At 69.3% G+C, this 20,116-nt stretch carries 18 protein-coding genes and 1 pseudogene; 15 read left to right on the top strand and 4 right to left on the bottom strand.

Annotated features, from left to right (window positions below):
* The 4 genes and pseudogenes from QTH87_RS15730 to QTH87_RS15715 form a co-directional block, all read left to right on the top strand.
* A pseudogene (locus QTH87_RS15730) lies at window positions 1-163 on the top strand (electron transfer flavoprotein subunit alpha/FixB family protein); the annotation flags it as partial.
* A gap of 90 nt (window positions 164-253) precedes the next feature.
* Entirely contained in the window at window positions 254-2,044 is a 1,791-nt protein-coding gene (locus QTH87_RS15725; protein ID WP_286610354.1) for an acyl-CoA dehydrogenase, read from the top strand.
* Window positions 2,045-2,116: 72 nt separating this feature from the next.
* Window positions 2,117-3,079 carry an NAD(P)H-dependent flavin oxidoreductase gene (locus tag QTH87_RS15720; protein WP_286610353.1) on the top strand — a complete coding sequence of 321 codons (963 nt, stop codon included), beginning with the start codon at window positions 2,117-2,119 and terminating at the stop codon, window positions 3,077-3,079.
* Window positions 3,080-3,122: 43 nt separating this feature from the next.
* The gene (locus QTH87_RS15715; protein ID WP_286610351.1) at window positions 3,123-4,229 is read left to right on the top strand and encodes an acyltransferase family protein; all 1,107 of its coding nucleotides are present in this window, start codon (window positions 3,123-3,125) and stop codon (window positions 4,227-4,229) included.
* A gap of 36 nt (window positions 4,230-4,265) precedes the next feature.
* Here the strand turns inward: QTH87_RS15715 and QTH87_RS15710 are convergent, their stop codons facing one another.
* Window positions 4,266-4,688: a cupin domain-containing protein gene (locus QTH87_RS15710; protein WP_286610350.1), complete on the bottom strand. Its 423-nt coding sequence runs from the start codon at window positions 4,686-4,688 to the stop codon at window positions 4,266-4,268.
* A gap of 143 nt (window positions 4,689-4,831) precedes the next feature.
* Here QTH87_RS15710 and aroC point away from each other — a divergent pair, with 143 nt between their 5' ends.
* Together aroC and QTH87_RS15700 are read left to right on the top strand one after the other, a co-directional pair.
* Window positions 4,832-5,950 carry a chorismate synthase gene (aroC, locus tag QTH87_RS15705; RefSeq protein WP_286610349.1) on the top strand — a complete coding sequence of 373 codons (1,119 nt, stop codon included), beginning with the start codon at window positions 4,832-4,834 and terminating at the stop codon, window positions 5,948-5,950.
* Window positions 5,950-7,137 carry an MFS transporter gene (locus tag QTH87_RS15700; protein WP_286610347.1) on the top strand — a complete coding sequence of 396 codons (1,188 nt, stop codon included), beginning with the start codon at window positions 5,950-5,952 and terminating at the stop codon, window positions 7,135-7,137. The genes aroC and QTH87_RS15700 overlap by 1 nt, the downstream gene beginning before the upstream one ends.
* On the opposite strand, the gene QTH87_RS15695 is transcribed toward QTH87_RS15700, so the two are convergent.
* Window positions 7,130-7,909 (bottom strand): IclR family transcriptional regulator domain-containing protein, encoded by a 780-nt coding sequence (locus QTH87_RS15695; protein ID WP_286610345.1) that lies wholly within the window; start codon window positions 7,907-7,909, stop codon window positions 7,130-7,132. The genes QTH87_RS15700 and QTH87_RS15695 overlap by 8 nt on opposite strands.
* 159 nt (window positions 7,910-8,068) lie before the next feature.
* Here QTH87_RS15695 and QTH87_RS15690 point away from each other — a divergent pair, with 159 nt between their 5' ends.
* Complete coding sequence (locus QTH87_RS15690) at window positions 8,069-9,472, top strand: MFS transporter (RefSeq protein ID WP_286610343.1); 1,404 nt, start codon at window positions 8,069-8,071, stop codon at window positions 9,470-9,472.
* Window positions 9,473-9,493: 21 nt separating this feature from the next.
* Here QTH87_RS15690 and QTH87_RS15685 read toward each other — a convergent pair whose 3' ends face one another.
* On the bottom strand, window positions 9,494-10,297 hold the full coding sequence (locus QTH87_RS15685; RefSeq protein ID WP_286610341.1) for an IclR family transcriptional regulator domain-containing protein: 804 nt from the start codon (window positions 10,295-10,297) through the stop codon (window positions 9,494-9,496).
* 169 nt (window positions 10,298-10,466) lie between these two features.
* Between QTH87_RS15685 and QTH87_RS15680 the strand changes: the two genes are divergently transcribed.
* From QTH87_RS15680 to QTH87_RS15650, 7 genes are read left to right on the top strand one after another with little or no spacing between them, the layout of a single operon-like run.
* Window positions 10,467-11,390 (top strand): shikimate dehydrogenase family protein, encoded by a 924-nt coding sequence (locus QTH87_RS15680; RefSeq protein WP_286610338.1) that lies wholly within the window; start codon window positions 10,467-10,469, stop codon window positions 11,388-11,390.
* A gap of 41 nt (window positions 11,391-11,431) precedes the next feature.
* A complete protein-coding gene (locus QTH87_RS15675) occupies window positions 11,432-12,778 on the top strand; it encodes an MFS transporter (RefSeq protein WP_286610336.1) in 1,347 nt (448 codons plus the stop codon).
* A complete protein-coding gene (locus QTH87_RS15670) occupies window positions 12,778-14,286 on the top strand; it encodes a carboxylesterase/lipase family protein (protein ID WP_286610335.1) in 1,509 nt (502 codons plus the stop codon). The genes QTH87_RS15675 and QTH87_RS15670 overlap by 1 nt, the downstream gene beginning before the upstream one ends.
* Window positions 14,287-14,318: 32 nt before the next feature.
* The gene (locus QTH87_RS15665) at window positions 14,319-15,206 is read left to right on the top strand and encodes a sugar phosphate isomerase/epimerase family protein (RefSeq protein ID WP_286610332.1); all 888 of its coding nucleotides are present in this window, start codon (window positions 14,319-14,321) and stop codon (window positions 15,204-15,206) included.
* Complete coding sequence (locus QTH87_RS15660; protein ID WP_286610330.1) at window positions 15,203-16,036, top strand: shikimate dehydrogenase family protein; 834 nt, start codon at window positions 15,203-15,205, stop codon at window positions 16,034-16,036. The genes QTH87_RS15665 and QTH87_RS15660 overlap by 4 nt, the downstream gene beginning before the upstream one ends.
* A gap of 2 nt (window positions 16,037-16,038) precedes the next feature.
* Window positions 16,039-17,271, top strand: coding sequence for an MFS transporter (locus QTH87_RS15655; RefSeq protein WP_286610328.1), 1,233 nt, complete (start codon window positions 16,039-16,041; stop codon window positions 17,269-17,271).
* Between the two features lie 31 nt (window positions 17,272-17,302).
* Complete coding sequence (locus tag QTH87_RS15650) at window positions 17,303-17,977, top strand: DsbA family oxidoreductase (RefSeq protein WP_286610326.1); 675 nt, start codon at window positions 17,303-17,305, stop codon at window positions 17,975-17,977.
* Between the two features lie 21 nt (window positions 17,978-17,998).
* On the opposite strand, the gene QTH87_RS15645 is transcribed toward QTH87_RS15650, so the two are convergent.
* Window positions 17,999-18,862 carry a LysR family transcriptional regulator gene (locus tag QTH87_RS15645; protein WP_286610325.1) on the bottom strand — a complete coding sequence of 288 codons (864 nt, stop codon included), beginning with the start codon at window positions 18,860-18,862 and terminating at the stop codon, window positions 17,999-18,001.
* Window positions 18,863-18,928: 66 nt separating this feature from the next.
* On the opposite strand from QTH87_RS15645, the gene QTH87_RS15640 reads away from it, so the two are divergent.
* On the top strand, window positions 18,929-20,116 hold the full coding sequence (locus QTH87_RS15640; protein WP_286610324.1) for a YbfB/YjiJ family MFS transporter: 1,188 nt from the start codon (window positions 18,929-18,931) through the stop codon (window positions 20,114-20,116).

Raw genomic sequence — 20,116 nt, 5'->3', positions numbered from 1 at the left:
GGCCGGCATCTCGGGTGCGATCCAGCATCTGGCCGGCATGAAGGATTCGAAGGTCATCGTCGCGATCAACAAGGACGAAGAGGCGCCGATCTTCTCGGTGGCCGACTACGGGCTGGTCGCCGACCTGTTCGTGGCGGTGCCCGAACTGGTCAAGGCGCTCTGACCCGACCCGTCGCTTGAGTGAAAGGGCATCGTTCGCGATGCCCTTTTTCACGTCGCATCGCATCCGGCCGAAGTGCCGCAGGAGACATCCATGAGTTACATCGCCCCCATCAAGGACATGCTGTTCGACATCGAGCACCTCGCGAACATCGCGCAGGTCGCCAGCATGCCGGGCCTCGAGGACGCGGGCCTCGAGACCGCGCAAGCCGTGCTCGAGGAGTGCGCGCGCTTCAACCAGGACGTGATCGCGCCGCTCAACGTCGCGGGCGACCGCAATCCCTCGTCGTTCAAGGACGGCGTCGTCACCACCACGCCGGGCTTCAAGGAAGCCTTCGCGCAGTACGCGGCCGGCGGCTGGCAGGGGCTGCAGCATCCGGCGGAATTCGGCGGCCAGGGCCTGCCCAAGACCATCGGCGCTGCCTGCGGCGAGATGCTGAATTCGGCCAACATGAGCTTCGCGCTGTGCCCGCTGCTGTCCGATGGCGCCACCGAGGCGCTGCTGACTGCCGGCTCGGACGAACTCAAGGCCACCTACCTCGAGAAGCTCGTGAGCGGCCAGTGGACCGGCACCATGAACCTCACCGAGCCGCAGGCCGGCAGCGACCTCGCGATGGTGCGCAGCCGCGCGGAGCCGCAGGCCGACGGCACCTACAAGGTCTTCGGCACCAAGATCTTCATCACCTACGGCGAGCACGACATGGCCGAGAACATCGTCCATCTGGTGCTGGCCCGGGTCACGGGTGCGCCGGAAGGCGTGAAGGGCATCAGCCTGTTCGTGGTGCCCAAGTTCCTGGTGAACAAGGACGGCTCGCTCGGCGCGCGCAACGACGTGCACTGCGTGAGCATCGAGCACAAGCTGGGCATCAAGGCCTCGCCCACGGCCGTGCTGCAGTACGGCGACCATGGCGGTGCCATCGGGTATCTCGTGGGCCAGGAGAACCGCGGCCTCGAGTACATGTTCATCATGATGAACTCGGCCCGCTACGCGGTCGGCATGCAGGGCATCGCGGTGGCCGAGCGCGCCTACCAGCACGCGGTGGCCTATGCCCGCGACCGCGTGCAGAGCCGCCCGGTCGATGGCTCGATCAACGCGAGCGCGCCGATCATCCACCACCCGGACGTCAAGCGCATGCTCATGACGATGCGTGCCTACGTCGAAGGCTGCCGTGCGATGGCGACCGTGGCCGCAGCCGCCTACGACGCCGCGCATCACCACGCCGATGCCGATGCGCGCAAGCAGAACCAGGCCTTCTACGAATACATGGTGCCGCTGGTCAAGGGCTACAGCACCGAGATGAGCCTTGACGTCGCCTCGCTCGGCGTGCAGGTGCACGGCGGCATGGGCTTCATCGAGGAAACCGGCGCGGCGCAGTACCTGCGCGATGCCAAGATCCTGAGCATCTACGAAGGCACGACCGCGATCCAGGCCAACGACCTCGTGGGCCGCAAGACCGCGCGCGACGGCGGCCAGACAGCCCTCGCGATCGCCGCCCAGATCGAGAAGACCGAGGCCGAACTGGCCGGGCGCGACAGCGCCGATGCCAAGGCCGTGGCGAAGAAGCTCAAGGCTGCGCGCGAAGCCTTCGTCGACGTGGTGGGCTTCGTGGCCGGCCAGACCAAGGCCTCGCCGAATGCGGTGTTCGCGGGCAGCGTGCCCTACCTGATGCTGGCCGGCAACCTGGTGGCGGGCTGGCAGCTTGCGCGCTCGCTGCTGGTGGCCGAGGACCTCGCGAAGGCCGGCACCGATGTCGCCTTCATGAAGGCCAAGGTCGCGACCGCGCGCTTCTATGCCGAGCACATCCTCAACAAGGCGCCGGGCATTCGCGACAGCATCGTCGACGGCGCCGAGAGCGTGACCGCACTGGCGCTCGAGTCGTTCTGAGAAGGGCGCCCGCGGGCGCCTTTCTCATGCATCCGCTTCGTTCTTCCCCTCAAAGATTCCTTCGGAGACCTCATGTCCAAACTGCCTCCCGTGCTCGCCAATCTTCCGTTGCCCATCATCGGTTCGCCTCTGTTCATCATCAGCAACCCCAAGCTCGTGATCGCGCAGTGCAAGGCCGGCGTGGTGGGTTCGATGCCCGCGCTCAACGCGCGTCCGGCGGCCCAGCTCGAAGAGTGGCTGATCGAGATCACCGAGGAACTGGCGGCCTACAACAAGGCCAATCCCGACAAGCCTGCGGCACCGTTCGCCATCAACCAGATCGTCCACAAGAGCAACGACCGCCTCGAGCACGACATGGAGATGGTCGTGAAGTACAAGGTGCCGATCGTCATCACCTCGCTGGGCGCGCGCACCGACGTCAACGAAGCCATCCATAGCTATGGCGGCGTCGTGCTGCACGACATCATCAACAACGCCTTCGCGAAGAAGGCGATCGAGAAGGGCGCCGACGGCATCATCGCGGTGGCGGCCGGCGCCGGCGGCCATGCAGGCGTGAAGAGCCCTTTCGCGCTGATCCAGGAGATCCGACAGTGGTTCGACGGTCCGATCGCACTGTCGGGTTCGATCTCGACCGGTGACGCGGTGCTGGCCGCGCAGGCCATGGGTGCCGACTTCGCCTACATCGGCACCGCCTTCATCGCGACCGAGGAAGCGCGCGCGAGCGATGCCTACAAGCAGGCGATCGTCGAGGGCACCTCGGACGACATCGTCTACTCGAACCTGTTCACGGGCGTGCACGGCAACTACCTGGCGCCGAGCATCGTGGCCGCCGGCATGGACCCGGCCAACCTGCCCGAGGGCGACCTCAAGACCATGAACTTCGCCACCGGCGACGGCAGCAAGGCCAAGGCCTGGAAGGACATCTGGGGCTCGGGCCAGGGCATCGGCGCGATCACCGAAGTCGCGAGCGCCGCCGCCTATGTCGAGAAGCTCAAGCGCGAATACCTGGCCGCGCGCCGCCGCCTCGCGCTCTGAGCCCATGTCCGCGGGCAGCGTCGTCCCGCCGACAGCGGCGCGCATGCCGCTCGTCGACGCGCTCAAGGGGCTGGCCTGCGCGCTGATCGTCGGCCATCACCTGGCGCGATACGGCCCGCTGCAGGCGGGTGCGTCCTCGCTGGCGCCCGCGCTGTTCGCCTGGCTGGCCGACGAGGGCCGGCTCGCGGTGCAGGTGTTCCTGGTGCTCGCGGGCTTCCTGGCCGCCGCCAGCCTGGCGCCCGACGGCGTGCTGCACGGCAAGCATCCGCTCGCGCGTGTCGGCCAGCGCTACGGCCGGCTGGTCATGCCCTACCTGGTGGCGCTGAGCTGCAGCGTGCTGGTCGCTGCGCTGGTGCGGCCATGGCTCGATGGCGACATCGTGCCCGATGCCCCGGACGTCGCCCAGCTGCTGGCGCACGGCCTGCTGCTGCAGGATCTGCTGGGCTTCGACGCGCTGTCGACCGGCGTCTGGTACGTGGCGATCGACTTCCAGCTGTTCGTGCTCGCAGTCACCGCGGTCGGCCTCGCACAGCTGCTGCAGCGGCGCTGGTCGCTGGGGCTGGAACGCTCGCGCTGGCTGGCGGCAGGCCTGGTGCTGGCGCTGGTGGTGGCATCGCTCGCGGTCTTCAATCGCGATCCCTCGCTCGATGTCACGGCGATCTATTTCTTCGGCTCCTACGGGCTCGGCATGCTGGTGTTCTGGATCGGTCGTTCGACCCGGGGCAGCAGCTGGCGCTACGCGATGTTGCTGCTGGCGCTGCTGGGCGCCGCGGTGCTGGCGCTCGACTGGCGCAGCCGTATCGCCACCGCGCTGGTCACCGCGCTGGCCGTGGCCGTGGTGCAGCATCGCGGGCCCCTGCGCCATCGCGCCTGGCCGGCGCTGGCGGCGCCGCTGGTGCGGCTCGGGCGCATCTCCTACTCGCTGTTCCTGATCCATTTCCCGGTGCTGCTGCTGGTCAGTGCGGTCGTGAGCCGGCTGTTGCCCACCGCGCCCTGGATCGATCTGCTGGCATTGGTGGCGACCTTCGCGCTGTCGGTGTTGGCGGCCTCGGAGCTGCACCGCCGGGTCGAGACGCGGCCGGCCAGCTGGCGCGCGGTGCTGGGCCTGTTCGCGGGGCTGCTCGCCTGCGGCTGGCTGGTTGCAGCCTAGGCGCGCGGGGAAAGGGCAGGGCCGACGGCCCGCGCCTCAGTTCCAGGGAGTCGGCTTCGGCACCTCAGCTGCGGGTTCCACGTCCACGCTCCTGAAATCGGCCGGCGAGACGATCTCGAGGTACTCCATGTCGGGCGAGTAGTCGAACAGGTAGTGGCGGATGCCCGGCCGCTGGTGCACCACGTCGCCGGCCTCGACCAGCGTTTCCTTGTCCTCGTACATGAAGCGGGCCCAGCCCTTGACCATGATCACGATCTGGAAGTCGGCTTCGTGACGGTGCCAGCCGGTGCCCGTTTCCGGTGCCATGTTCGCCTTGACGAGGTGCGCGATCACCTTGCCGTGGGTGGCCTCGGCGATGCCGAGGTCGCGGTAGAGGAAGAAGTCGCGCAACCCGCCCGAGACGTAGTCGGTGTCGCCGAGCTTGACGTGGGAAAACTTCGTTTCGGTGCGGTCCAGCATTGTCGCTCCTTGGTAGGTGGGGATGTTGCGCTGCAACATGCATAAACCGTTCCAGAATCCGCCGCCGGATCCGGCAACCCGCCCGCCCTGCGGCAGGGCGGCGACGAAAGGGCGGCCGTGCGTTTGTTGGGATAATCGCCGCCATGAGCGGCAACACCTTCGGCACCCTTTTCGCAGTCACCAACTTCGGTGAATCCCACGGACCTGCGATCGGCTGCGTCATCGACGGCTGCCCGCCCGGCATGGCGCTCAGCGAGGCCGACATCCAGGGCGACCTCGATCGCCGCCGTCCGGGTACCAGCCGGCACGTCACGCAGCGCAACGAGCCCGACGCGGTGCGGATTCTCAGCGGCGTCTACGAAGGCAGGACCACCGGCACGCCGATCGCGCTGCTGATCGAGAACACCGACCAGCGCAGCAAGGACTACGGCCAGATCGCGCAGCAGTTCCGGCCCGGCCACGCCGACTTCACCTATTGGAAGAAATACGGAATCCGCGATCCGCGCGGTGGCGGACGGTCCTCGGCACGCCTCACGGCGCCGATGGTGGCGGCCGGCGCGGTGGCCAAGAAGTGGCTGTTCGAGCGCTACGGCACGGTCTTTCGCGGCTGCATGGCGCAGATCGGCGAGATCGAGATCCCGTTCGAGAGCTGGGAGCACGTGCCGAACAATCCCTTCTTCGCACCCGTGGCCGACGTGGCGCACCTCGAGGCCTACATGGACGCGCTGCGCAAGGCCGGCGATTCCTGCGGGGCGCGCGTGCGGGTCACGGCGTCGAAGGTGCCCGTGGGCCTCGGCGAGCCGCTGTTCGACAAGCTCGATGCCGACATCGCGTGGGCCATGATGGGCATCAATGCGGTCAAGGGCGTCGAGATCGGCGCCGGCTTCGCGAGCGTGGTCCAGCGCGGCACCACGCACGGCGACTCGATCACGCCCGAGGGCTTCGAGACCAACAATGCCGGCGGCGTGCTCGGCGGCATCAGCAGCGGGCAGGACCTGGACGTCGCGATCGCGATCAAGCCGACCAGCTCGATCATCAGCCCGCGCAGGTCGATCGACGTCGACAACCAGCCGGTCGAGGTCGTCACCAAGGGCCGCCACGATCCCTGCGTCGGCATCCGTGCCACGCCGATCGCCGAGGCGATGCTGGCGCTGGTCGTCATCGAGCACGCCTTGCGCAATCGCGCGCAGTGCGGCGATGTGAACGCCCCGAAGCTGCCTGGCGGCACCGAGCATCCGTCGCCCCAATCGTCCTTCCTCTAGTGTCGACGCCGCCCGCCGCAGGGGGGCGCAGCCACCTGCTGGCCTTCTCGGCGCTGTCGGCGAGCTACTTCGCCCACATCGGCTTCTTCAACCCGTACCTGCCCCTGTGGCTCAAGGATCTCGGGCTGCCGATCTTCGTCATCAGCCTGCTGACCTCGGTGCAGTCGGTGACCCGCGTCTTCGCGCCCTACGCGTGGGGCGCGCTGAGCGACCACACGGGCGAGCGCGTGAAGCTGCTGCGCTTCAGCGCCGCGGTGGCGCTGGTCTCTTCGCTGGGCCTGTGGTGGAACGGCGGGCCCTGGTGGCTGATGCTGGTGCTGCTCGTGATGTTCACGCACACCAGCTCGATGATGTCGCTGACCGAAGCCGCCATGGCGCATCTGGTGGCCGGCGACTGGGGCCGCTACGGCCGCATCCGGCTCTGGGGTTCGGCGGGCTTCCTGGTCACGGTGCTGTTTGCCGGCGAATGGTTCGAGCGCTTCGGCATGCGGCACTTTCCGGCCTGGGCCGGCGGCACGCTGGCGATCGTGCTGATCGCGACCCTGCGTCTGCCGGACGTGCGCGAGCCCGTGACGCATCATGCCCAGGCCAGGGAGCCGATCGGCCCGGTGCTGCGCCTGCCGGCAGTGCGCTGGTTCTTCGCCTCGCTGTTCTTCCACGTGATGGCGCATTTCTCGGTCTACGGCTTCCTGTCGCTCTATCTCGACTCGCTGGGCTACGGCAAGGGCACGATCGGCCTGCTGTGGGCGCTCTCCGTGGTAGCCGAGATCGTCTGGTTCTTTCTCCAGGGCCGGCTGCTGGAGTTCCTGACGATGCCGCGCTGGCTGCTTGCCTGCGGTCTCGCGGCGGTCCTGCGCCTGGGCATCACCGCCAGTTGCGGCCAGTGGGTCTGGGCGCTCGTGCTGGCGCAGGCGCTGCATGCGCTGTCTTTCGCGGCCCACCACACCACCTGCATCGCGATGGTCTCGCGCCATTTCACGGGCCGGCTTCGCGGCCGCGGCCAGGCGCTGTTCACGGTGATCGGCTATGGCTTCGGCGGCGTGCTGGGCGTGCTGGCCGGCGGCGCCATCGCTCAGCGCTACGGCTTCGTCGCGATGTTCGGCGTGGCGACGGTGGTGGCGATGATCGCGAGCGGCTGTGCATGGCAGGCGCAGCGGCTCGAGGCCGCGCCGACCAGCGCTAGATGATCGGCCGCAGCGCCTCGGCCGCCTCACGCAGCACCGGCAGCAGACGGTCGACCAGCTGCGTGTCGGGGTACACCTGCCGCTGCACCGTCACGCTGAGTGCGTACTGGCACTGGCCCTTGCGGTCCTTGAGCGGCAGCGCGAGGCCGCTGAGGCCGAAGTCCAGGCCCTGATCGGTGTGGGCGTAGCCGAGCCGGCGCGCTGCCAGCACGTTGTCGCGAAAGCGGTCGGGATCGGCCACCGTGAAGCCCGTGAAGGCCGCGAAGTCATGTGCTTCGAGCCAGGCTTCGAGCGCCGCATCGTCGAAGGTCGAGAGCAGCGCCGGCCCCTGCGAGACCACGTGCGCCGGCACGCGCGCGCCCGGATGGAAGCCGATCGAGACCACGCGCGGCGCATTGCTGCGCGACAGGTAGACCACCTCGTGGCCGTCGAGCGTGCCGACGTTGAGGGTCTCGCCGCACTGCATCGAGGCGCGCTGGATGAAAGGCTGCGCGATGCGCGGCACCCGCGCCACCTCCATGAAGGCCTGGCCGAGGCGCAGCACGCGCGGCAGCAGCCAGTAGTACTTGCCGTCGGTGGCGGCATAGCCGTAGTGCACCAGGCTCAGCAGGTAGCGGCGCGCCGCGGTGCGGGTCAGGGCGGCACGCTCGCCGGCCTCGGTGGCGGTCAGGCGCGGGCGGTCCTCCGAAAAGGCCTCGATCACGCGCAGTCCCTTTCCCAGACCTTCGATGAGGAGCTTGCGATCGATGGGCGGCGATTCCGGCGTGGGCAGCATGCAGGGGGAAACCCGATTTTCGTGCGTATGGTGATCGGACGCGGTCGATCATCGCTCGCAAAGGGCCGAGCGGGCGTTGTGGTGAACCCTGAGCTGTTTCACAGTCGCGTCCTCGGCACAGGTACCGGCCGCATCCACCCGAACCCCAGGAGACACACCATGAGCAACCCGACGGCGCACGAGCCCAAAGGCAAGCACCAATCCCGAAAGGCCGCTGCCAGCGGCTGGATCGGCTCGGCGCTGGAGTACTACGACTTCTTCATCTACGCCACCGCGGCGTCGTTGATCTTTCCTCAGATCTTCTTTCCCTCGACCAACCCGCGCATCGCGATCATCGCCTCGCTAGCGACCTACGGCGTGGGCTACGTGGCACGTCCGATCGGCGCCTTCGTGCTCGGCCACTGGGGCGACACCCGCGGACGCAAGAACGTGCTGCTGATGTGCATGTTCCTGATGGGTTTCTCGACCATCGCGGTCGGCCTGCTGCCGACCTACGCGCAGGTCGGCCTCTGGGCACCGGCGCTGCTGGTGCTGCTGCGCCTGGTGCAGGGCTTCGCGGTGGCCGGCGAGATTGCCGGCGCTAGCTCGATGATCCTCGAGCACGCGCCCTTCGGACGCCGCGGCTTCTTCGCGAGCTTCAGCCTGCAGGGCGTGCAGGCCGGCCAGATCCTGGCCGCTGCGGTGTTCCTGCCGCTCGCGCACTACATGCCCGAGGACGCCTTCCTCTCGTGGGGCTGGCGCATCCCGTTCCTGCTGAGCTTCATCGTGATCGTGGCCGGCTACATCATCCGCCGCGAGGTCGACGAGACGCCGGCCTTCGCCGAGGTCGACAAGCAGCAGGGCGTGCCGAAGGCGCCGATCATCCAGGCCTTCACCAACAGCTGGCGCGACATGATCCGCGTGGTCTGCGCGGCGCTCATGAACGTGATCCCGGTGGTGGCGACCGTCTTCGGTGCCGCCTACGCGGTGCAGCCGGCCTACGGCATCGGCTTCCAGAAGGACATCTACCTCTGGATTCCCGTGCTCGGCAACATCCTGGCCGTGATCGTGATTCCCTTCGTCGGCAACCTGTCGGACAAGGTCGGGCGCAAGCCGCCGATCGTGATCGGCGCGCTGGGCGCGGGCCTGCTGTCCTTCGGCTACCTGTATGCGATCAGCATCCACAACGTGCCGCTCGCGATCGGCATGTCGCTGCTGATGTGGGGCATCGTCTACCAGGGCTACAACGCCGTGTTCCCGAGCTTCTATCCCGAGCTGTTCCCGACCCGCACGCGCTGCTCGGCGATGGCGATCTCGCAGAACATCGGCACCGCCATCACCGCGCTGCTGCCGGCGCTGTTCGTGGCGGTGGCACCTCCCGGCGCCTCCAACATCCCGCTGATCATCGGCACGCTGACCTTCGGCATCACGATCATCTCGGCGCTCGCGGTGCTGAGCGCTCGGGAAACCTACCGGGTCCACATGAACGATCTCGGCGACCCGAACGCGGTGCCGGTGCCCAAGCCCGAGTACGAGCGCATGCGGGCGCAGACGCTGGCGGACGCCAGGCTCGCGCGCGCCTGATCGGGTCCGCGACCGCGCGCTTCAGAGCAGATTGCGCATGGCCTGCGCGGTCTCGCGCAGCACGGGAAGGACGCGTGCGATCGCGTCCTTGCTGCTTTCCTGGCCCATCGGCATCGTGATGTTGAGCGCGCCGACCAGCTCCCCGTGCCGGTCGCGCAGCGGCACCGCGATGCCGCGCGAATTGAGGTCCAGCTGCTGCTCCGACAGCGCCCAGCCCTGGGCGCGGATGCGGTCGAGTTCGATGCGCATGCGGTCCTTGCTCGCGATCGTGTGGGGCGTGAACACCGCGAGCTCCCGGTCTGCGAGCCAGGCCGCGCGATCGGCGTCGCTGCGCAGCGCGAGCATCAGCATGCCGGAGGCCGTGACCTGCGCGGGCACCCGGGCGCCCAGCACGTAACCGGTGCTCATGCTGCGGTTCGGGCCGTTGCGCGCGATGTACACCACCTCGTCCCCATCCATCACGCTCAGGTAGGCGATCTCGTGCGTGCCGGCCGCCACTCGCTGCAGGAAGGGCTGAACGATGCGCGGCAGCCGCGCCGATTCGAGGTACGAGCGGCCGAGCCGCAGCACGCGCGGCGTGAGCCAGAACAGCTTGCCGTCGCCGGCCACGTAGCCCATGTGCTGCAGGGTGAGCAGGTAGCGGCGCGCTGCGGTGCGTGTCATGCCGGTGCGCTGGCCGGCCTCGCTCGCGGTCAGGCGCGGATGGGCGTCGTCGAAGGCCTCGATCACGGCCACGCCGCGCTCGAGGCCGGCGATCCAGTCGCGCTTGTCGAGGCCGGGCGGAACGTCGCTGCGGGGAAGTTCGGAGGCATTGGAAGTGGTCATTGCGTGCCCTGGGAGAAACCCTGAGAGCGTTCGATTATCGATCAGAGCTGATCGATGATCGATCTGCGAGAACGCGGCCGCCGAGCCCGCAGCGCAGGCCCCGCCCTACATTAGCGCCGCTCCAGCGGATTCGCGCGATAGTCGAATCTTTTGAAGCGAGACACCACCCATGTTCCCCTCCATCGTCGGCAGCACCTCCGTCTACCTGCTTCCCGGAGACCCGGTCACGAACGTGCGCCTGCCGCGCATGTTCAATGCCGTCTTCGAGCGCACGGGCATCGACGCCGTGATGGTGCCGGTGCAGGTGGCCAGGCGTGACCTCGCGGTGTTCGTGAAGGCCGCCTTCCTCGCGAAGAACGTGCGCGGCATGGCGATCGCGCCGCCGCACAAGCCGCTTCTGGTCGACCTGCTCGACGGCTGCGGGCTGTTCGGTCGCGTGGCCGGCTCGGTCAACGTGGTGCGGCGCATCGCCAACGGCGAGCTCGAGGGCGACCTGTTCGACGGCGAGGGCCTGCTCGGCGCGCTCGACCACTACAACATCCCGTTCCGCGGCAAGCGCGTGCTGATCCTCGGCGCCGGCGTCAGCGCCGCGGCGATCGGCGTCGCGCTGGCCGAAGGCGGCACGGTCAACGGTGCCGAGCACATCGCCTTCCACGACATCGCGGCCGGCAAGGCGGCGGGCGTCGCGGCGCAGATCGACTCCTTCTTCGATGCGACTTCGGTGGCGGTCGACAGCAGCGATCCGGCCGGCTACGACCTGGTGGTCAACGCCACCTCGCTGGGCCTCAAGCCCGAGGACGCGCTGCCGGTGGACGTCGCGCGCATGGAGCCGCATGCCGCGCTGTTCGACATCCTGCTGCGCAACCAGCCGACGCCGCTGGTGCGCGCCGCGCGCGAACGCGGCCTCAATGCGCAGGCCGGCTTCGAGATGCTGGTGCAGCAGATGCCGCACTACTTCGACTTCTTCGGCCACCGCGAGGCCGCCGCCGCGCTGCGTCGCGACTCCGACTTTCTGCGCGAGCTGATCTACCCGCAGGCGATGGCCGACGAGATCCGCCGACCACTGCGCTACCACTCACCGAGCGTGGCCTGAACGGCCCGCTTCCCCTCAGGCATTCCAGGAGATCCTTCATCATGGCCATCACGATCGACGAGGCGCATGCGCGAGCGTCGCAACCCGAATCCGACGCCGGCAAGACGCCGAAGAAAGCCGCGTTCGCGAGCTGGATCGGGAGCGCGGTCGAGTACTACGACTTCTTCATCTACGGCACCGCGGCCGCATTGGTCTTCGGCAAGATCTTCTTCCCCTCGATCGACCCCAAGCTCGCCACCGTCGCCGCCTTCGCGACCTTCGGCGTGGGCTACATCACGCGCCCGATCGGCGCCTTCTTCATGGGCCATGTGGGCGACAAGTTCGGCCGCAAGAAGGTGCTGACCTTCACGCTGTTGCTGATGGGCGTCTCGACGTTCCTGATCGGCCTCCTCCCGACCTACAACCAGGTCGGCATGGCGGCGCCGATCATGCTCGTGATCCTGCGCCTGCTTCAGGGCCTGTCGGCCGCCGGCGAACAGGCGGGCGCCAACTCGATGACGCTCGAGCACGCCCCGGCGCACCGGCGCGCGTTCTTCACCAGCTTCACGCTGAGCGGCACGCAGATGGGCTTCATCCTCGCGACCCTGGTGTTCCTGCCGATCTCGGCCCTGCCGGAAGACCAGCTGCTGTCGTGGGGCTGGCGCATTCCCTTCTTCCTGAGCGCGGTCGTGGTCGCGGTCGGCTTCTGGGTGCGGCGCACGCTGCCCGAGACGCCGGCCTTCAAGGAGGAAGCCGATGCGCACGAGACCGTCAAGCTGCCGGCAGCGATCCTGTTCCGAGACCACACGCCGGCCGTGCTGCGCGTGATCTTCGGCGCCCTGGTGTCGGTGGTGAGCACCATCTTCGGCCTGTTCGTGCTGTCGTACGCGGTCAACACGGTGCACATCCCGCGCGCCACCATGCTCACGCTGCTGGTCTGCAGCAATCTGGTGGCGCTGGCCGCGATTCCCCTCTGGGCCATCCTGGCCGACCGCATCGGCCGCCGGCCGGTCTTCATCTTCGGTGCGCTGGGCTGCGCGGTGCTGATCTGGCCCACGCTTTGGGCCATCAGCCGCGGCGACCTCACGATGATCTTCATCTTCGGCCTGCTGACCTCGGGCATCGTCTACAGCGCCTCGAACGCGATCTGGCCCTCGCTCTACGGCGAGATGTTCGACACCCGCGTGCGGCTCTCGGGCATGGCCATCGGCACACAGATCGGCTTTGCGCTGGGCGGCTTCGCGCCGACCATCAGCGCCGCGATCATGGGCGACGGCCCGAACGGCTGGATGCCGGTGGCGGCCCTGGTGTCGGCCTCCTGCGTGATCGCCGCGATCTCGATCTTCACGGCGGCCGAGACCTACAAGGTGCCGATGCACGAGCTCGGCAAGAAGAAGGCGCGGGCCTGATGGACCGCGCGGTGTTCGAAGCGGGAGATTCGTCCGAGCCGTCGCTTCGGCCCGCGCCGGTGCGTGTCGAGGGTGGCCTGCTGGCGGGCCTGCGCGACGCCCGGACCGGCGTCGATGCCTACCTGGGCGTGCCGTTCGCGGCGCCGCCGGTCGATGCACTGCGCTGGCGCCTGCCCGCGCCCGTCGTGCCCTGGGACGGCGTGCGCGAGGCGACGCGCTTCGCGCCGCAGTGCACGCAGCCGGGACGCGCGGCCGATTCGGTCTATGCCGAGTATTCCGGCGTGCAGGCGATGAGGGAGGACTGCCTCTACCTGAACGTCTGGACGCCGGTGCGCGAGGGCGATCGCGCGTTGCCCGTGATGGTCTGGATCCACGGCGGCGCGTTCCAGCAGGGCTCGGCCGCCAATCCGGTCTTCGTGCGCGGCGACCTGGCCCGCAAGGGCGTGCTGCTGGTCACGATCAACTACCGGCTCGGACCCTTCGGCTTCATGGCCCACCCGGAACTGAGTGCGGAGCAGGGCGGCGCCTCGGGCAACTACGGCCTGTTCGACATGGCGGCCGCGCTCGGCTGGGTGCAGCGCAACATCGCGGCCTTCGGCGGCGATCCGGCGAAGGTGACGGTGTTCGGGCAGTCCGCGGGCGCGCATGGCGTGGTCTCGCTGATGGCCTCGCCAGAGGCCCGCGGGCTCTTCCGGCATGCGATCGCGCAGAGCTTCGGCATCAGCCCGACCGAGCCGCTCGCCACCGGCGAGTCGCAGGGCCTGCAGTTCGCGGCCGGCGATTCGATCGCCACGCTGCGCGCGCTCGACGCCGAGACGCTGCTGCAGCGCTACCTCGCGACAAGCACCCGCTTCATGCCGATCGTCGACGGCCGCTTCCTCGTGCGCACGCTGGCCGCCACCTTCGCGGCCGGCGAGCAGCAGGCCGTGCCCTTTCTCACGGGCTGGAACCGCGACGAGGGCTCGACCTTCCCGGGCGTGAAGAGCCTGCAGGCCTTCCGCGACCAGCTTGCGAGGCGCTTCGGGGCGCGCGCGGCCGAGGCCGAGGCGCTGTATCCGGCCGCCGACGACGTCGAGGCCGAGGCCGCGAGCAAGACCCTGTTCGGCGACACGCTGTTCGGTGGCGGCGTGCTCGCGGCGGCGCGCGCACAGGCGCCGCATGCACCCACCTACGTCTACCACTTTGCGCACCTGCAGCCCTTCGGGCCGGCGCAGCGCTATCGCGAGGCCGATCCGGCCAGCGCGCTCGGCGTCTTCCACAGCTCCGAGTACCCCTATGTCTTCGGCACCACGCGCGAACTGACGCGCGACTGGGGTGCCGACGACGACCGCCTCACCGCGCTGATGCAGGCCTACTGGTGCCGGTTCGCGACCACCGGCGATCCCAACGGACCGGGCCTGCCCGAGTGGCCGCGCTTCGAGGAGGGAAGCGCCAGCCTGCTCGAGCTCGTCCCCGCGCCGCACGTGGTCGACGTGCCGCGCCGCGCCCAGTTGCAGTTTCTCGCCTGAGCGTTTCGAATCACACCATCCCGAGGACCGCCATGGCCATTGCAATCGACCGCTTCGGCTTCAACACCGTCACCATGGGTGGCGAGCTCGGCCACAAGCTCGAGTGCATGAAGGCAGCCGGCTTCTCGGGCGTCGAGCTGTGGGCGCGCGACCTGATCAACCATCCGGCCGGCGTCGACAAGGCGGCGCAGCTCGTCAAGCAGAGCGGCCTCAAGGTGACCGACTTCCAGCCGCTGCGCGACTTCGAATGTGCGCCCGACGCGATGCGCCCGCACCGGCTCGAGATGGCGCGCGAGCAGCTGCGCCAGATGGAGCTGGTCGAGACCGACCTGCTGCTGTGCTGCTCGACCACCTCGCCGCTCGCGATCGACGATCCCGAGCGCGCCGCGGAGGACCTGCGCACGCTGGCCACGCTCGCGACGCCGCTCGGCATCCGGATCTGCTACGAGGCGCTTTCGTGGGGCCGACACGTGAACCGCTGGCACCAGGCCTGGGACATCGTGCGGCGCTGCGACCGCGAGAACGTCGGCCTCAATCTCGACTTCTTCCACATGTCGGTGCACGGCGACGACGGCGCCGAGATGCTCGCGCAGCTGGCCGAGGTGCCGATCGAGAAGGTCTTCCTGGTGCAGCTGGCCGACTACTTCTTCGAGTACAGCGACCGCCAGGCCGACATGATCGAGCTGGCGCGGCATCAGCGGCTGTTCCCGGGCGAAGGCCTGCACGACGTGCGCGACATGGTGCAGCTGCTCGAGGACAAGGGCTACCGGGGCCACTACACCTTCGAGGTATTCAACGACGACTACGTCAACTCCGACCCGATGGTGATCGGCCAGCGCGCGATGAAGAGCGCGCGCTGGATCAGCGAATCGCACGTGGCCGGCGCCCCGCCATCTTCCCCAAGGACAATCTCCCCATGATCTCCGGCAAGACCACCCTGATCGCCCACCTGGGCTACCCGACCGAGAGCTTCAAGGCTCCGATGATCTACAACCCCTGGTTCGACAAGCAGGGCATCGACGCGGTCGTGATGCCGATGGGCGTCAAGGCCGAGGACTACGCCGACGTGCTGGCCTCGCTGTTCAGGCTCACCAACATCCGTGGCGCGCTGGTCACGATGCCGCACAAGATCACCACGCTGTCGCTTGTCGACGAGGCGACGCCGACCGCGAAGATCGCCGGCGCCTGCAACGCGATCCTGCGCCGGCCCGACGGCACGCTGGTGGGTGACCAGTTCGACGGCGCCGGCTTCGTGCGCGGCGTGCAGCGCAAGGGCCGCGAGCTCAAGGGCGCACGCGTGCTGGTGTCGGGCAACGGCGGCGTGGGCTCGGCCATCGCGGCGTCGCTGGCTGCAGCCGGCGTGGCCGAAATGGCGCTGTTCGACAGCAGCCCGGCCTCGTCCGAGGCGCTCGCGGGCCGGCTGCGCACGCACTACCCGGCGCTGCGCGTGACCACCGGCTCCATCGATCCGGCCGGCTTCGACCTCGTGGTCAACGCCACGCCGCTCGGCATGAAGGAAGACGACCCGCTGCCCTTCGACGTCAGCCGCATCGCGCCGGCGACCTTCGTCGGCGAGGTGGTCATGAAGAGCGAATACACGCCCCTGCTGCGCGCCGCGCGCGAGAAGGGGTGCGCGGTGCAGGTCGGCACCGACATGCTGTTCGAGATGATCCCGGCCTACCTCGAGTTCTTCGGCTTCGGTACGGCGACGCCCGAGGAACTGCGCGCCGTCGCCACGCTGGCGTACTGAGGGTGGGCGGGCGCGCCGAGAGCGTCGAGAGCCCCGGCAGGGGCGGCATTCCCTTCGTCCTGCTGCTGCCGCTGCTGCTGGCCGCGCAGCCGGTCGCGACCGACAGCTACCTTCCCGCGCTGCCCGAGATCGCGCGCGAGCTCGGCTCGGCCAGCGCCAGCCTGACGGTCTTCGTGCTCGCCTTCGGCTTCGGACAGCTGCCCTGCGGGCCGTTGTCCGATCGCATCGGGCGTCGTCCGGTGCTGCTCGGCGGCCTGGCCTGCTATGCGCTCGCTGCGCTCGGCTGCGCGCTGGCGAACGGCATCCCGATGCTGGTGGCCTGCCGTGCGCTGCAGGGTTTCTCGATGGCTGCGATCCTGGTCTGCGCGCGCGCCGCGGTGCGCGATCTCTATCCTGCCCACGAAGGCCCGCACGTGATGGCGCGCGGGCTCACCGGCCTCGGCGCGATCGGGCTGCTGGCGCCGGTGCTCGGGGCCTACACGGTGCAGGGCGCGGGCTGGCGCTGGGTGCTGGCCGGCATGGCGGTCTATGCGCTGGCGCTGTTCGCGATGTGCCTGCGCGGCTTCGCCGAGACCCGGGTGCATGCCACCGATCCAGCGGCGCCCGCGGGCAGCGTGCGCGCGGTCTTCGCGAGCCGCGCCTTTCGGGCCTGGGCGTCGCTGGCCGCCACCACCTATGGCGGGATGTTCTGCTTCCTGCTGCTGTCGCCGATGGTCTACATCAGCTACCTGGGCCTGTCGCCGGCCTGGTACGGCTGGATCCCGGCCGGCGGTTCGCTGGTCTACATCTTCAGCACCACCTGGTGCCGCCGCATGCTGCGCCGCCGCGGCGTCGTGCGCACCGTGCAGCTGGGTGCCAGGCTGAGCCTCGCCGGACCGCTGGTGCAGATGCTGGGCTGCTGGCTGGCCCCGATGGCGGTCTGGCCCCTGCTGCTGGGGCATGCGATCTATTGCATGGGCCATGGCATCCACCAGCCCTGCGGCCAGGCCGGCGCGGTCGGCGATCTGCCGCATCTCGCGGGTCGCGCGGTCTCGTGGTCGGGCTTCGCGATGATGGCCACGGCCTTCACGCTGGGGCAGATCGCGGCGCGCTTCGTCGATGCGCAGTTCAGCAACGGCGCCTGGCCGATGGTGCTGCCGATGGCGGGGGCCGGCGTGGTGCTGGTGCTGATCGCCCATCTCTGGCTGCCGCGCTTGCCCGCGCCGCCGGTGGGGAATCGTGACGGCGGCGGTTGAAAGACGCGCCATCGGCCCCATCATCGGTGCCATGCCCAAGACCCTCCACATCGATTTCGTTTCCGACGTCACCTGTCCCTGGTGCGCGGTCGGCCTCGGCGCCCTCGAAGCGGCGCTGCGCAACGTTGCCCCGGACATCCAGGCCGAACTGCGCTTCCAGCCCTTCGAGCTCAATCCGCAGATGGGCCCCGAAGGCCAGGACGCCTTCGAGCACCTGAACCAGAAGTACGGCAGCACGCGCGAGCAGCAGGCGCAGGGGCGCGAAGCCATTCGCCAGCGCGGCGCCGCGGTCGGCTTCGAGTTCAGCCGCGAAGGACGCTCGCGCGTATGGAACACCTTCGACGCGCACCGCCTGCTGCACTGGGCCGAGCGCGAGGACCCCGCCAAGCAGGTAGCGCTCAAGAAGGCGCTGCTCAAGGCCTGCCACACCGATGGACAGAATCCGTCGGACCCCGACCTGCTGGTGCGACTGGCGGGCGAGGTCGGGCTCGATGCCACGCGCGCCCGGGCCATCGTCGAGAGCGACGAGTTCGCGGCCGAGACGCGGGCACGCGAGCGCCTCTACACCGATGCCGGAATCCACTCGGTGCCGGCGATCATCATCGACAACAAGCACCTGATCTCGGGCGGCCAGCCGGTCGAGGTGTTCGAGCGCGCGCTGCGACAGATCGCAGGCGCCGCGCCCGCCGAGACCGCGTCGGCCTGAGCCTCCCCGGGCCGCGCCGGTTCAGTCGCTGTCGAGCAGCTCGATCAGCCGCGCCACCGCCACCGACGGCGTGCCCTGCCACACGAGGTGGGTGCGGTTGTGCCGGATGCGCTCCGGCAGCGCATGCTGGCGCACGTCCGCGGTGGCGCGCAGCGCCTTCAGCACCGACACCGGCACGATCGCGAAGCCGGTGCCGGCCGCGACGCAGGCGATCATGGCCTGGTAGGACGAGAACTCCAGCGAGCGCGCGGCCGCATTGCCTCCCTTGCCGAGCCATTGCTCGATCAGGTGCCGGTACGAGCAGCCCTGGGCGAAGGCGATCAGGGTCGCGTTCGCCAGGTCGGCCGGCCGCGTGACCGAGGCCACGCTGCGCGCGGTGACCAGCACGAGTTCCTCCTCGAACACCGCAAGCGCCTCGAGGCCTTCGGCCGCGAAGGGCTGCGAGACGAAGGCTGCCTCGAGCTCGAAGGCACGAACCCGATCGACCAGCGCGCCCGTCGTGCCCGTGGCGAGCTCCACCACCACGCCCGGATAGAGCTTGTGGAAGCGCGACAGCAGCGGGGCGAGCCGGCTGCCCGCGGTGCTTTCGAGCGAACCGAGCCTGAAGGTGCCGAGCGGCAGGTCGCTGCGGAGTTCGCTCTCGGCCTCGTCGGCCAGCCGCAGCAGGCGATCGGCATAGGGCAGCAGCTTGTGGCCTGCTGGCGCCAGCGTGAGCGTGCGGCCCTGGCGATGGAACAGCTTCTGGCCCAGGCGTTCCTCGAGCTGCTGGATGCGCGTCGTGACGTTCGACTGCACCCGGTGCAGCCGGTCGGCGGCGCGGATCACGCCACCTTCGGCCACCACGGTGCGGAAGATCTCCAGGGAGTCGAGATCAATGGTTCTCATAAAGTGAATGAATGTTCTGAATAATTCATTTGCAGAGAAACGCGATTTTGCTTCCAATCGGCGCTCATGTCGAAGCCTTCCATCTCTTCCGGCCGTCATTCCGGACTCGCGGTCTGCGCCGCGGGGCTGCTCGCGCTCGCGGTCGCCATGGGCGTCGGGCGCTTCGCCTTCACGCCGATGCTGCCGCTCATGATCCGCGCCGGCAGCACCGACGTGGCGGCCGGCGGCTGGCTGGCGGCCGCCAACTACGCGGGCTACCTGCTCGGCGCGTTGACGGCCGCGCGGCTGCCCTGGTCGCCCCAGCGCACCGGGTTGCTGTCGCTTGCGCTGATCGTGCTGTCCACCGCCGGCATGGGCTGGGTCGATTCGCTGGCTCCCTGGCTGCTGCTGCGGGCCGTCGCCGGCGTCGCGAGCGCCTGGACCCTGGTCAGCACCAGCGTCTGGTGTCTCGCGTGGCTGGCGCGGCTCGGACAGCCGGGTGGTGCCGGCGTCGTCTATGCAGGCGTCGGCACGGGCATCGCGCTGGCCGGTCTCTACTGCTGGCGGGCCGGCACTGCGGGCGTGGCGCCGGACGCGCTGTGGCTGCAGCTGGGCCTGATGGCGGGCGCAGGCCTGCTCGTGGTGGCCTGGCTGATGCCGGGCGCTGAACCCGGCATCGCTCAGTCCAGCGCTTCGCCGGGCCGATCGGCGGGCAGTTCGCCGTGGGATCTCGTCATCTGCTACGGCATGCTGGGCTTCGGCTACATCCTGCCTGCCACCTTCCTGCCGGTGCTGGCGCGGGCGGTGGTCGACGACCCGGCCGTGTTCGGCGCCGCCTGGCCGGTGTTCGGCACGGCGGCCGCCCTGTCGACCGTGTTGGCGGGCGCAGTCCTGTCGGGTCTTTCGCGCCGCCAGGTGCTGGCCGGCAGCCACCTCCTGGTGGCGCTCGGCTGCCTGCTGCCGGTGCTGCATCTGTCGGCCGCCACCGTGCTGGCTTCCGCGCTGCTGGTCGGCGGTACCTTCATGGTCGCGACCATGGCCGGCATGCAGGAGGCGAGGGCGCTTGCGCTCGGCGACCCGGCGCGCGCGCTCGGCCACATGACGGCCGCCTTTGCGCTCGGCCAGATGGCGGGGCCGCTTCTTTCTTCGGCGCTGAGCGGCAGTGCGCAGGGCTTCGGCGGCCTCTTCACCGCGCTCTCGGCCGGCGCCTTCGCGCTGGTCGGCAGCGCCGCCTGGCTGCTGCGTCGGCCGGCCGCGCACGCGGCCTCATCCTGA

Source organism: Variovorax jilinensis (assembly GCF_030316885.1).
GTDB classification, from domain to species: Bacteria; Pseudomonadota; Gammaproteobacteria; order Burkholderiales; family Burkholderiaceae_C; genus Variovorax; species Variovorax jilinensis.
This window is presented reverse-complemented; position numbering and strand designations above follow the sequence as displayed.